8 protein-coding genes are annotated in these 12,898 nt (G+C 71.6%); 6 read left to right on the top strand and 2 right to left on the bottom strand.

The genetic code is table 11. The features are described from left to right. Positions 1-13 precede the first annotated feature (13 nt). Both AB0447_RS33775 and AB0447_RS33770 read right to left on the bottom strand, forming a co-directional pair. A complete protein-coding gene (locus AB0447_RS33775; RefSeq protein ID WP_366480738.1) occupies positions 14-1,399 on the bottom strand; it encodes an FAD-binding oxidoreductase in 1,386 nt (461 codons plus the stop codon). Positions 1,400-1,510: 111 nt separating this feature from the next. Continuing rightward, the gene (locus tag AB0447_RS33770; RefSeq protein ID WP_366480737.1) at positions 1,511-3,316 is read right to left on the bottom strand and encodes a glycoside hydrolase family 15 protein; all 1,806 of its coding nucleotides are present in this window, start codon (positions 3,314-3,316) and stop codon (positions 1,511-1,513) included. Between the two features lie 429 nt (positions 3,317-3,745). Between AB0447_RS33770 and AB0447_RS33765 the strand changes: the two genes are divergently transcribed. The 6 genes from AB0447_RS33765 to AB0447_RS33740 all read left to right on the top strand — a co-directional run bounded on the left by AB0447_RS33765 (position 3,746) and on the right by AB0447_RS33740 (position 11,775). After that, on the top strand, positions 3,746-5,395 hold the full coding sequence (locus AB0447_RS33765) for a CTP synthase (RefSeq protein ID WP_366480736.1): 1,650 nt from the start codon (positions 3,746-3,748) through the stop codon (positions 5,393-5,395). Between the two features lie 81 nt (positions 5,396-5,476). Next, positions 5,477-6,115, top strand: coding sequence for an NUDIX hydrolase (locus AB0447_RS33760; RefSeq protein ID WP_366480753.1), 639 nt, complete (start codon positions 5,477-5,479; stop codon positions 6,113-6,115). 294 nt (positions 6,116-6,409) lie between these two features. Beyond that, complete coding sequence (locus tag AB0447_RS33755) at positions 6,410-8,395, top strand: tetratricopeptide repeat protein (protein WP_366480735.1); 1,986 nt, start codon at positions 6,410-6,412, stop codon at positions 8,393-8,395. Between the two features lie 146 nt (positions 8,396-8,541). Next, positions 8,542-9,657 (top strand): alanine dehydrogenase, encoded by a 1,116-nt coding sequence (gene ald / locus AB0447_RS33750; RefSeq protein WP_366480734.1) that lies wholly within the window; start codon positions 8,542-8,544, stop codon positions 9,655-9,657. Positions 9,658-10,036: 379 nt separating this feature from the next. Then, complete coding sequence (locus AB0447_RS33745; RefSeq protein ID WP_366480733.1) at positions 10,037-11,203, top strand: ParA family protein; 1,167 nt, start codon at positions 10,037-10,039, stop codon at positions 11,201-11,203. Then, positions 11,200-11,775, top strand: a complete 576-nt coding sequence (locus AB0447_RS33740; RefSeq protein ID WP_366480752.1) for a hypothetical protein — start codon at positions 11,200-11,202, stop codon at positions 11,773-11,775. Before AB0447_RS33745 ends, AB0447_RS33740 begins: the two co-directional genes overlap by 4 nt. The last annotated feature ends 1,123 nt before the right edge of the window (positions 11,776-12,898 follow it).

The following is a 12,898-nucleotide window of genomic DNA, read 5'->3' as shown; positions in this document are numbered from 1 at the left end:
GGCCGGGGCACACCTAGCGGGGCTTGATGTTGTGGTTGAAGCGGAACACGTTGTCCGGGTCGTACCTCCGCTTCACCTCACCCAGCCGCCGCATGTTCTCGGCACCCAGCCCGGCCACCACCCGCTCCGAGCCCTCGTCCCCGGTGAAGTTCAGGTAGACCGCACCGGTGGACCAGGGCCGGACGTCGGCCCGGACGTCCCGCACCCACTGCCGGCACCGCTCGTCGTCGGCCGGGTCCTCCCAGATCCCGAACGGGTGCACCGCCCACGCCGCGTCCCGGTACGGAACCGGGTACTCGGCCGGGCCCGAGGCGATCGCGGCACCCTGCGGGAACAGGATGTGCTGGGTGCCGCTCGGCACCGGCATCGAGCCGGCCCGCGCGCAGAACACGTCCACCAACGCCTCCGGCAGCCCGCTGACGTACTCCGCCGACCAGTAGTTCCGCATCCCCGGCGGGTCGTCGATCATGCACTGGAGGTCGGCGTACGCAATGGCGGTGACCAGCTCCGCCTCGTGCGGGATGCCGAGCAACGGCTCCGCCACCTCCCGCATCCGCTCCTCCGGGCCCGCGTACGTCAGCAGCATTCCGCACAGCAGCTTCCCCACCAGGTGCGGCGGTACGAGCTCGTCGTCCGGCGGCCCGGTCAGGAAGATCACGCCGCCGCCCGCCTCCGCGGGCCCGCCCTCGATCACCTCGCGGTAGGTGCGCACGACCTCCGGGCTGTGCTCCGGCAGGTACAGCACGAACGCGATCGACATGTCCGGCAGGTCGTGCAGGCGCAGGGTGATCGAGGTGGCGATGCCGAAGTTCCCGCCGCCGCCGTGCAGCGCCCAGAACAGCTCCGGGTGGTCCTCGGCGGTCGCGGTGACGCACTCGCCGTCGGCGGTGACCAGGTCCACGCCCAGCAGGTTGTCCACGGCCAGCCCGAACTTCCGGTCCAGCCAGCCCGTTCCGCCACCCAGTACGAAACCGCCCACCCCGGTGGTGGAGGCCCGGCCTCCGGTGGTCGCCAGTGCGTACGGCTGGCAGGCCCGGTCCAGGTGGCTCATCGTGGCCCCGCCCCCGATCCGGGCCGCCTTCGCCGCCGGATGCACCGTCACCTCGTGCATCCGCCGCAGGTCCACCACCAGCGCCCCGTCGGCCAGCGCCGAACCCGCCACACTGTGCCCGCCGCCGCGCACCGCGATCGGCAGGTCCAGCTCGCGCCCGAACCGCACGGCCGTCACCACGTCCGCTTCGCTCGCGCACTGGGCGATCACGGCCGGCCGCCGGTCGATCATGGCGTTGAAGACCTTGCGGGCCTCGTCGTAGCCGGGGTCCCCCGGGGTGAACACGTCACCCGACAGATCCTCGCGGAGCGCGGTCAGGGCCGTGCCCGCCTTGCCGGAGGCAGCCATGAGCGCCCCCTTCCCGGACGGGGTGCAGGACCCTTCAAGGCTAGGCGGGCCGGCCGGAGCCCGCCCTCCGGCGGGCCCCGGCCCGCCGGACAACAGGCGTCCGGCCCGCCGTCAGCCCCCGTACGCCCCGCTCGCCGTCAGCCGCAGGGCCGTGTCGATCAGCGGAACGTGGCTGAACGCCTGCGGGAAATTGCCCACCTGGCGCTGGAGCCGCGGATCCCACTCCTCCGCCAGCAGCCCCAGGTCGTTGCGGAGCGACAGCAGCTTCTCGAAGAGCCGGCGGGCCTCGTCGACCCGGCCGATCATCGCCAGGTCGTCGGCCATCCAGAACGAGCACGCGAGAAACGCCCCCTCGTCGCCCTCCAGGCCGTCCACGCCGGCCTCGTCGCCCGCCGTCGGATAGCGCAGGATGAACCCGTCCGGGGTGGACAGCTCACGCTGGATCGCCTCGATGGTGCCGATGACCCGCTTGTCGTCCGGCGGCAGGAAGCCCATCTGCGGAATCAGCAGCAGCGAGGCGTCCAGCTCCTTCGAGCCGTAGGACTGGGTGAAGGTGTTCCGCTCCTTGTCGTAGCCCTTCTCGCACACGTCCCGGTGGATCTCGTCGCGCAGCTCCCGCCAGCGCTCCAGCGGCCCGTCCGCGTCCCCGCTCTCGATCAGCTTGATCGTCCGGTCCACCGCCACCCAGGCCATCACCTTCGAGTGCACGAAGTGCCGGCGCGGGCCGCGCACCTCCCAGATGCCCTCGTCCGGCTGGTCCCAGTGGGTCTCCAGGTAGCGGATCAGCTTCAGCTGGAGCAGCGAGGCGTAGTCGCTGCGGGCCAGCCCGGTCATGTGGCCCAGGTGCAGGGCCTCGGTGACCTCGCCGTAGACGTCCAGCTGGAGCTGGTGGGCCGCGCCGTTGCCGACCCGGACCGGCTGCGAGTTCTCGTACCCCGGCAGCCAGTCCAGCTCCGTCTCGCCGAGTTCCCGCTCGCCCGCGATCCCGTACATGATCTGGAGGTTCTCCGGGTCGCCGGCCACGGCGCGGAGCAGCCACTCGCGCCAGGCGCGGGCTTCCTCCCGGTAGCCGGTGCGTAGCAGCGAGGAGAGGGTGATCGCCGCGTCCCGCAGCCAGGTGTAGCGGTAGTCCCAGTTCCGTACGCCGCCGATCTCCTCCGGCAGCGAGGTGGTCGGCGCGGCGACGATGCCGCCCGTCGGCCCGTACGTCAGGGCCTTCAGCGTGATCAGGGAGCGGACCACCGCCTCCCGGTACGGCCCGTGGTACGTGCAGTGCTCGACCCAGTCCCGCCAGAACTCGGTGGTGGCGGTCAGGGCCGCCTCGGCGTCCGGGGTCTCCGGCGGCTCCTTGTGGGAGGGCTGCCAGCTGATGGAGAAAGCGATCCGGTCGCCCGGCCCCACCGTGAAATCGGCGTACGTAGTCAGGTCCTTGCCGTACGTCGGCGCGTCGGTGTCCAGCCAGACCGAGTCGGGCCCGGCCACGGCCACCGTACGGCCCTCCACCTTGTGCACCCAGGGCACCACCCGGCCGTAGCTGAACCGCATGCGCAGGGCGGACCTCATCGGCACCCGGCCGCTGACCCCCTCCACGATGCGGATCAGCTGCGGGGCGTGGTCCTCACGGGGCGGCATGAAGTCGATGACCCGGACCGTGCCGCGCGGCATGTCCCATTCCGACTCCAGCACCAGCGAGTCGCCGCGATAGCGGCGGCGGTCGGCGTACGGAGCCTCGGTACCCGGAGGTACGGCAGGCCCGATGCGCCAGAAGCCGTGATCCTCGGTTCCGAGGATTCCCGCGAAGACGGCATGGGAGTCGAAACGTGGCAGACACAGCCAGTCCGCCGAACCGTCCCGGCAGACCAGTGCGGCGGTCTGCATGTCCCCGATCAGTGCGTAATCCTCGATGCGCCCGGACACGTTGCATCTCCAGTCGAACAGCCACGTCCGCCCCGAAGGGCGCTTGCATTACTGGGTTCCGCCGGCGGGCTGGGGTCGTGCCGTGTGCCGGCCTGCTCGGCGGCGATGTTGAGCGTTATCCGAGCAGGATATGACGGCACACTAGTGATCCCCTTAAGCCTGGGAAGAATGTGGCAGGTCCGAACGGGTGACGACCCCGTAACCCCGGGCCGGGCGGGGCCCGGAACCCGCCGGCGGGCGCGCGCGGGCCTCGGCCCGGCGCGTGCCTCGGAGGCAGACAGTCCAGGTCGCTGATAGGCTGGTACCCCGTGGACCGGTGGTCTGCCTGTGCGAATCAGGGGCCCCGAAACCGCAGCTTCGGCACCCCCGGAAACGGGAGCAGTCGCCGGACGCACCTCACCTCGCGACCACGGGAGCCCCCTCTTGGCGATGCCGCCCAAATCCATGACGACCAAGCACATCTTCGTCACCGGGGGTGTCGCTTCGTCCCTCGGCAAGGGCCTGACGGCCTCCAGCCTGGGTGCGCTGCTGAAGGCGCGTGGTCTTCGGGTCACGATGCAGAAGCTCGACCCGTACCTGAACGTCGACCCCGGCACGATGAACCCCTTCCAGCACGGCGAGGTGTTCGTCACCAACGACGGCGCCGAGACCGACCTGGACATCGGCCACTACGAGCGCTTCCTCGACGTCGACCTCGACGGCTCGGCCAACGTCACCACCGGCCAGGTCTACTCCACCGTGATCGCCAAGGAGCGGCGCGGCGAGTACCTCGGTGACACCGTGCAGGTCATCCCGCACATCACCAACGAGATCAAGCACCGCATCCGCCGCATGGCGACCGAGGACGTCGACGTCGTCATCACCGAGGTCGGCGGCACGGTCGGCGACATCGAGTCCCTGCCGTTCCTCGAGACGGTCCGCCAGGTCCGCCACGAGGTCGGCCGCGACAACGTGTTCGTCGTGCACATCTCGCTGCTGCCCTACATCGGCCCCTCCGGCGAGCTGAAGACCAAGCCGACCCAGCACTCGGTCGCGGCCCTCCGCAACATCGGTATCCAGCCCGACGCGATCGTGCTCCGCGCCGACCGTGACGTCCCGACCTCCATCAAGCGCAAGATCTCGCTGATGTGCGACGTGGACGAGGCGGCCGTGGTGGCGGCGATCGACGCCAAGTCGATCTACGACATCCCGAAGGTGCTGCACACCGAGGGCCTGGACGCCTACGTCGTCCGCAAGCTCGACCTGCCCTTCCGCGACGTGGACTGGACGGTCTGGGAGGACCTGCTGGACCGGGTCCACAACCCCGACCACGAGGTCAAGGTCGCGCTCGTCGGCAAGTACATCGACCTGCCCGACGCCTACCTGTCGGTGACCGAGGCGCTGCGCGCCGGCGGTTTCGCCAACAAGGCCCGCGTCCAGATCAAGTGGGTCACCTCCGACGACTGCAAGACCCCGGCGGGCGCGGCGGCCCAGCTGGGCGACGTGGACGCCGTCTGCGTCCCGGGCGGCTTCGGCGACCGCGGCGTGAACGGCAAGGTCGGCGCGATCACCTTCGCCCGCGAGAACAAGATCCCGCTGCTCGGCCTGTGCCTGGGCCTGCAGTGCGTGGTCATCGAGGCCGCGCGGAACCTCGCGGGCATCGAGGACGCGAACTCCACCGAGTTCGACGCCTCCACCCCGCACCCGGTGATCTCCACGATGGAGGAGCAGCTGGCCTTCGTCGAGGGCGCCGGCGACCTCGGCGGCACCATGCGTCTCGGCATGTACCCGGCGAAGCTCGCCGAGGGCTCCGTCGTGCGCGAGGCGTACGGCGACCAGGCGTACGTGGACGAGCGCCACCGCCACCGCTACGAGGTCAACAACGCCTACCGCGGCGAGCTGGAGAAGAAGGCCGGCATCGTCTTCTCCGGCACCTCCCCGGACAACAAGCTCGTCGAGTACGTCGAGTACCCGCGCGAGGTCCACCCCTACCTGGTGGCCACCCAGGCCCACCCGGAGCTCCGCTCCCGCCCGACCCGGCCGCACCCGCTCTTCGCGGGCCTGGTCAAGGCCGCGGTGGAGCGCCAGCAGCAGCGCTGACGCTCGGTAACGTAGGCAGCCGGGATACGGAGATCCGTATCCCGGCTGTCGCGTTTTTCGGGAGGGCTCGCCATGGCAACCGTGGAGATCAAGGACACCGCCGAGAACTGGGAGGTCGTCTCCACCGAGCGGCCCTTCCAGGGCAAGAAGACCGCGGTCGACTCGGACGTGGTCCGGATGCCGGACGGCTCCACCGCCCGCCGGGACTACCAGGTGCACCCCGGCTCGGTGTGCGTGCTCGCCCTCGACGCGGAGGACCGGGTCCTGGTGCTCCGCCAGTACCGCCACCCGGTACGGCACAAGCTGTGGGAGCTGCCGGCCGGGCTGCTCGACGTACCGGGGGAGAACCCGCTGCGCGCGGCACAGCGCGAGCTGTACGAGGAGGCGCACGTCAAGGCCGGGGACTGGCGGGTCCTCGCCGACTTCTTCCCCTCGCCGGGCGGCTCGGACGAGGCGGTACGGATCTTCCTGGCGCGGGACCTGGCCGACGCGGAGGGGGAGCGCTTCGAGGTCTCCGAGGAGGAGGCCGACATGGAGCTGGCGCGGGTTCCGCTGGCCGAACTGGTCCGGGGCGTGCTGGCGGGGGAGATCGGCAACGCGGGGCTGGTGACGGGCGTCCTCGCGCTGTCCGCCACGTTGTCCGGCGCCCCGGCCGGGACCGGGCCGGACTTCCTGCGGCCGGCCGATTCCCCCTGGCCGGCCCGCCCGTACGCCTCGTAAGGGGAGTTCGGCTCGGGTGCCGCCGGCGGGGGCTGTTGCCGGTGCCGTGCCCGTTCGGCCCGGTGTCGTGCCGGTGCCCGGATCGGTGTCGTGCCGGTGCCCGGCCCGGTGCCGTGCTCGTGCCCGGCTCGGTGTCGTGCCCGTGTCGGCCCTCTGGTGCCTCATCCGCCGGAGCCGGTGTGACGATCTGCTGATCCGATCGGGGGATCCGCCCGCCGCGCTCCACACGGACCGTCGCTCTGCGTGAACTACGCTCGGGATCCCCCAAGGATCGGGCACGGAAAGGAGCGGGCTGTGACGGATTTCGTCGGGCGGCGGCGTGAGCTCAAGGAGCTGCGCGAGGACATCGCCCGGACCGGGCTCGACACCCTCTCCGGCCGCAAGGACAGGTCCCCCCGCGCCCGCGTGCTGCTGATCGCCGGCCGCCCCGGCTCCGGCCGGACCGCGCTCGCCGAGGCCTTCGTGCGCGACGTCGCCGACGAGTACCCCGACGGCGTGCTCCGCTCCCGCCTCACCACCCCCGGCGGGACCCCCGTCGGCACCGAGCGCACCGTACGGGACCTGCTCGAAGGCCTCGGACGGCGCACACCGCCCGGCGCCGGCGCGGACGAGCTCGGAGCCGCCCTGAACGAGGCCCTCGCCGGGCGGAAGGCGATCGTCCTCCTCGACGACGCCCAAGACGCCCTCCAAGTGGACCCGCTGCTCCCCGACGTCCGCGAGTGCCTGGTCGTGGTCACCTCGGAGGGCCCCCTGACCGGCATTCCGGATGTCCGCCCCTGCACCCTCGGCGGGCTCGACACCCCCTCCGCCGTCATCCTGCTGGGCCGCCGCATCGGGGACACCCGGGTCACCGTCGACCCCCGCGCAGCCGAGGCCCTCGCCGAAGAGTGCGGCGGCCAGCCGGCCGCCCTCACCCTGGTCGGCGGCTGGCTCGCCGCCCACCCCAAGGCCTCCGTCTCCGACCTCGCCAAGCAGCTCCACGACATGCCCGCCGCGGCCGGCGGCCCGCTCGCCCGCGCATTCCGTTTGGTGTACGGGTCGCTGCCGCAGCCCGCCCAGCGCACCCTGCGGCTGCTCCCGCTCGCCCCGGCCGGCATCGTCGACTCGCACACCGCCTCCGCGCTCGCCGGCTGCTCCGTCGCCGCGGCCCAGTCCACCCTGGAGGACTTCGCCGGACTGGGCTTCCTGCGACCGGCCGCCGACGGCATGTACCTGCTGCCCGGCTGCCTCGTGCCGCTGCTGCAACCGCTGCTGGAGACCAAGGAGCGGGCCGCCGAGGTACAGCTGGCCCGGGCCCGCATGCTGGAGCGGACCGTACGGCTGCTGCACTCCTGCGTGGCCGTGACCGAGCCGGACGAGGACGGAGACCTGCTCGGGGAGGAGCACGCCGCGTCGTCGGGGGTGCCCCGGGCCCTCCGCTTCCCCGACACCCGGTCCGCCGCCCGCTGGCTGGACTCCCGGCTGCCGGCCCTGACCGCCTCAGCCCGGCTCGCCGTCGCCGACGGCGAGCTCGACACCCTCGCCCGCCGGCTGATCGCGGCCCTGGTCCGGGCGCTGGCCGCGCACCGCGGCACCGACGCGGCCGCGCCCGAGCTGTACGGGCTGCACCGGCTGGTCCTGGACGTGGCCGAGCGCCGCCGGCTGCACCGGGAGAAGGCCGCGGCGCTGCTGAACCTGGCCGATCTGGACGCCGAGACCGGGCGGACCACCGAGGCGCTGGAGCGGTACCGGGCCGCACTGGACGCGGGTCGGGCCGCGAACGACCCGTACGCGACCGGCCGGGCGATGGAATCCGTAGGGGGTGCACACCAGGAGCTGGGGGACTGGCACCGGGCCGCCGACTGGTTCGGCCGGGCCCTGTCCCAGTCGCTCGCCCGGGGGGAGCGGGCGGACGAGGCGCGGCTCTACGGCCGGCTCGGCAATGTGCACACCCTGGCGGGCCGCTACGGGGACGCCCTGCGCAGCTGGCGGGCGGCCGCGGCCGGGTACCGAAAGCTGGCCGATGTGCCGGGACAGGCCAAGGCGTTGAGCGAGATGGCCCGCGTACAGGAGTACGCCGGGCGGCCCGAGGAATGCCTGCACACCTGCCGGGAGGCGGTGGAGCTGGCCCGCCGGGCCGGAGAGCTGCGGCTTCAGGCGGCCCTCCAGGTGCGGCTGGCCGACACCCTGGACCGGCTGGGGGACCCGGCGGCGGCCCGGCTGCACCGGGCCGCAGCTGATCGACTGCTGGGAGATGACCCCGCTGCCTACGAAATCCGCAGCGGTTCCGGCCAAGATTAATAGTTTGCAAGGCTAGACACGCCATCATCCTTCATTAAACTGGCTTCACCACGTCATCTCGTGGTGCATCCCGTTGCGCGCTCTTGTGGACGGGTATGTATGGAATTGCCCCGTAATATCCCCTGAGCCAAGGACCGTGATCGACGATGAAGGTCGGCATCCCCCGCGAGGTCAAGAACAACGAGTTCCGGGTGGCCATCACCCCCGCCGGCGTGCACGAGCTCGTCCGCAACGGCCACCAGGTCTTCATCGAGCAGAACGCCGGCGTCGGCTCCTCGATCACGGACGCCGAGTACGTCGCCGCCGGTGCCGAGATCCTCGACACCGCCGACGAGGTCTGGGCCACCGCCGACCTGCTGCTGAAGGTCAAGGAGCCCATCGCAGAGGAGTACCACCGCCTCCGCAAGGACCAGACCCTCTTCACCTACCTGCACCTGGCGGCCTCCCGCGAGTGCACGGACGCCCTGCTGGAGTCCGGCACCACCGCCATCGCGTACGAGACGGTCGAGCTCGCCAACCGCGCGCTCCCGCTGCTCGCCCCGATGTCCGAGGTCGCGGGCCGCCTGGCCCCGCAGGTCGGCGCCTACCACCTGATGCGCTCGGCCGGCGGCCGCGGCGTGCTCCCGGGCGGCGTCCCCGGCACCCACGCCGGCGAGTGCGTGGTCATCGGCGGCGGCGTCTCCGGCTGGAACGCCGCGCAGATCGCCATCGGCATGGGCTTCCACGTGACCCTGCTCGACCGCGACATCAACAAGCTCCGCGAGGCCGACAAGATCTTCGGCACGAAGATCAAGACGATCGTCTCCAACGCCTACGAGCTGGAGAAGGCCGTCCTCGAGGCCGACCTCGTCGTCGGTGCGGTGCTGATCCCGGGTGCGAAGGCCCCGAAGCTGGTCACCAACGAGCTCGTCTCCCGGATGAAGCCCGGAAGTGTCCTTGTCGACATTGCGATCGACCAGGGCGGCTGCTTCGAGGACTCCCGCGCGACCACCCACGCCGAGCCGACCTTCCAGGTCCACAACTCGGTCTTCTACTGCGTCGCCAACATGCCGGGTGCGGTCCCGAACACCTCCACCTACGCGCTGACCAACGCGACCCTGCCGTACATCGTGCAGCTCGCGAACCTCGGCTGGGTCGAGGCGCTGCGCCGCGACCCCGCGCTGGCGCTGGGTCTCAACACCCATGACGGTCAGGTCGTTTACGGCCCGGTCGCCGAGGCCCACGGCCTCGAGACGGTCGAGCTGCACACGCTGCTGGGCTGATCAGAAGCCTTGCGGCGCCAGGCGATTCGTTGGTGACGCCTCGGCAGAACCTTCGCGTCAACGACTGACGTCAATCTCACGTATCCGGCCGGACCTTGCCCGCAAGGTCCGGCCGGACGTGCTTGGGGACGGCCGGACGGGGCCGCTCAACTCGCCTCGAACGTAACCCTTTAACCGTTTCGCGCACCCGCGAAACTTCGCAGTGACGGCTCGTACGCTCTTGACAGAGCGGTGTTCGGTTGCCGACACATCGTGCCGGGTCCGGCGGATTGTGTTGCTGCGGAGCGCTGACACGCCATAGAGTCCACAACCGTCGGCATGGTGCCACGCTGACCTATCGATAAGTGTCCTGGTCACGTCCAAGGAGGTAAGACGACTTGTGAATGAGTCGACATTTGCTCCCGGGGGTGGTCACGCAGGGACGCCCGCGCCGGCCCAGAGCCCTGCCGGGCTCGAAGCTGTCGGCTCCGTCGCAGTCCGCACCTTCGCAAACCACCAGCACATGACGACACCCCCGAAGAGCATGGACGGCCTAGACGTGAACTCCATGGCCGGCGACCTGAGCGGCCGAGAGCCCACCGGTTTCGCCGACTACAACAACAACGAAGTGCCCGAAGGGCACTTCTACGACCCCGACGCCGAATACGAGCCGGATCCCGAGTACGCGGCCACGCTCGCACCCGACGCCGCCCGGCAGCGCCGCGAGCGGATCGGCCCGACCGGACGGCCGCTGCCGTACTTCCCGATCCCCGGTCCGCTGACCGACCACGGACCGGCGAAGATCATCGCGATGTGCAACCAGAAGGGCGGCGTCGGCAAGACCACGTCGACCATCAACCTGGGTGCGGCGCTGGCCGAGTACGGACGGCGCGTGCTCCTCGTCGACTTCGACCCCCAGGGTGCGTTGTCGGTCGGGCTGGGCGTGAACCCGATGGAACTCGACCTGACGGTCTACAACCTGCTCATGGAGCGGGGCATGTCGGCGGACGAGGTGCTGCTGAAGACGGCGGTCCCGAACATGGACCTGCTGCCCAGCAACATCGACCTGTCCGCTGCGGAAGTGCAGTTGGTGAGCGAGGTCGCGCGCGAGTCGACACTGCAGCGGGCGCTCAAGCCGCTGATGTCCGACTACGACTACATCGTGATCGACTGTCAGCCCTCGCTGGGACTGCTGACCGTCAATGCCCTGACGGCGGCTCACAAGGTCATCGTGCCGCTGGAATGCGAGTTCTTCGCACTGCGCGGAGTGGCGCTGCTGACCGAGACCATCGAGAAGGTCCAGGAGCGGCTCAACCCCGAGCTCGAACTCGACGGCATCCTCGCCACCATGTACGACTCCCGGACCGTGCACAGCCGTGAGGTGCTGGCGCGCGTCGTCGAAGCCTTCGACGACCACGTCTACCACACCGTCATCGGCCGCACCGTGCGCTTCCCGGAGACCACGGTCGCGGGCGAGCCCATCACCACGTACGCGTCCAACTCCGTCGGCGCCGCCGCCTATCGCCAGCTGGCCAGGGAGGTGCTCGCCCGGTGTCACGCCGAGTGAGTCTGCCCGGAGCCGACGAACTGTTCCGTACGACCGGCGGGATGGCGCTGCAGTCGTCCTCGCCGAGGCGGGGGGCGGGCGGAGACGACCCGAGCGAGGAAGCGGCGACTCCGGGCCAGGGGGCGGCGGCTTCCTCGTCGGCGTCCTCGTCCGCTGCGGGTGGAGTTGTGGGTGGGGCTGTGGGTGGGAGTGTGCCTGCATCTCTGTCCGCGTCCGCGTCCGCGCCGCCGACCGTGGCGGCTACGGCCGGAGCGGCGCAGGCAGACCCCGTCGTGGGAGCACCCCGCCGCCCGCAGGAAGGTTCCGGCCCGGCGGCGGGCGCACCCCGCCGCAAGGGACGGGGCGCGAACCGGCGCCCCAGCGGGCGGGAACGGCACGACGAGAAGATCACGGTCTACGTCTCCGCCGAAGAGCTCATGGACCTGGAACACGCCCGCCTCGTACTCCGCGGCGAACACGGCCTCGCCGTCGACCGCGGCCGGATCGTCCGCGAAGCGGTCGCAGTGGTCCTGGCAGACCTCGAATCCCGCGGCGACGCAAGCATCCTCGTCCGGCGGCTCAGAGGGCGCTGAGCGGGCCTGGGGAGTGCAAGACGCTCCCTAGGGGGCCTGCGGGGTCTGCGGGGTCTGCTAGGTGGCGCTCGCTGCCGGTGGGCTGTGGGCTGTGGGCTGCTCTGCTCGTGCGGGCGCCCGGCGCGGGCTCGCTTGTTTGCCCCCCTCTCGGTGCCGGGGTGGGCCGGGGCTTCCCGCCCGCCCCCTGGGGGCTTCGGCTGGACGGAGCCTGGATGTTGGGGCGGGGTTTGGGGCGCCCGGTGTGGGCTCGCTTCTTTGCCCCCCTCTCGGGACCAGGGCTGGCCGGGGCTTCCCGCCCGCCCCCTGGGGGCTTCGTTGGGCGGGGTTTGGATGCTCGGGCGTGCTTGGGGCGCACGGTGTGGGCTCGCTTCTTTGTCCCCCTCTCGGTGCCGGCGCCGGGCGGCGGTGTGCCACCCGCCGCCTGTGGGCTTCGGCTGGACGGAGTCTGGACGCTAGGGGGGGTGGGGCGCACGGTTTGCCCCTCCACTCGGGCCGGGGCGTGCACCCACCCCTGGGGGCTACGGCCGGACGGAATCCGGACGCGGAGCGGGGCACCCAGGCCCTTGGCGCGGCCCCTCGCCCCGCTGAGCGGTACCCGCCCGGCTGCCCCGACTGGGGCGCAGCCCCGCTTTCCGGCCTCGGCCGGGTGGTTGCGGGGCCGGGGCGGAGCCCCGCTATTCGGCTCCGCCGGGGTGGGTTGCGGGTCTCGGGCAGAGCCCCCGCTTTTCAGTCTCGGTGGGGTGGGTTGCGGGGCCGGGGGCGGAGCCCGCTTTCCAGCCCCGCGAGGCGGGTGGCGGGGCCGGGCAGAGACCCCGTTCTCAGCCCCTCCGGCGTTTGAGGAGCGGGGTCTGGGGCGGAGCCCCAGTTCGGGAAGGGGCGGGTAGGGGAACAGCCCCGCGCAGCGGACCCCGCCAAGCCGTGACCCCGCTCGGCTGCTGGACCGCGGCTGACCGAGGCGTGCCCTGCCAGGCCCGCCCAGCCCGTTGGGCGGGGCCAGAGCATGGCCGGGGCTTCGCCTGGGCCGAAGTCGGCGGCGGGCGGGGGCTGCCCGGCAGTCCCAGTGTCGTTCCGGGTCCGTCCGGGCCGTCAAGGGCGCTCCCTTCGGTCGCGTCGCTTCGCGATG

Origin of the sequence: Streptomyces sp. NPDC051211, from assembly GCF_040689505.1 — a bacterium.
Classification (GTDB): domain Bacteria; phylum Actinomycetota; class Actinomycetes; order Streptomycetales; family Streptomycetaceae; genus Streptomyces.
Note: the sequence above shows the minus strand (reverse complement) of the source record. Positions and strands in the feature narration are given on the sequence as shown.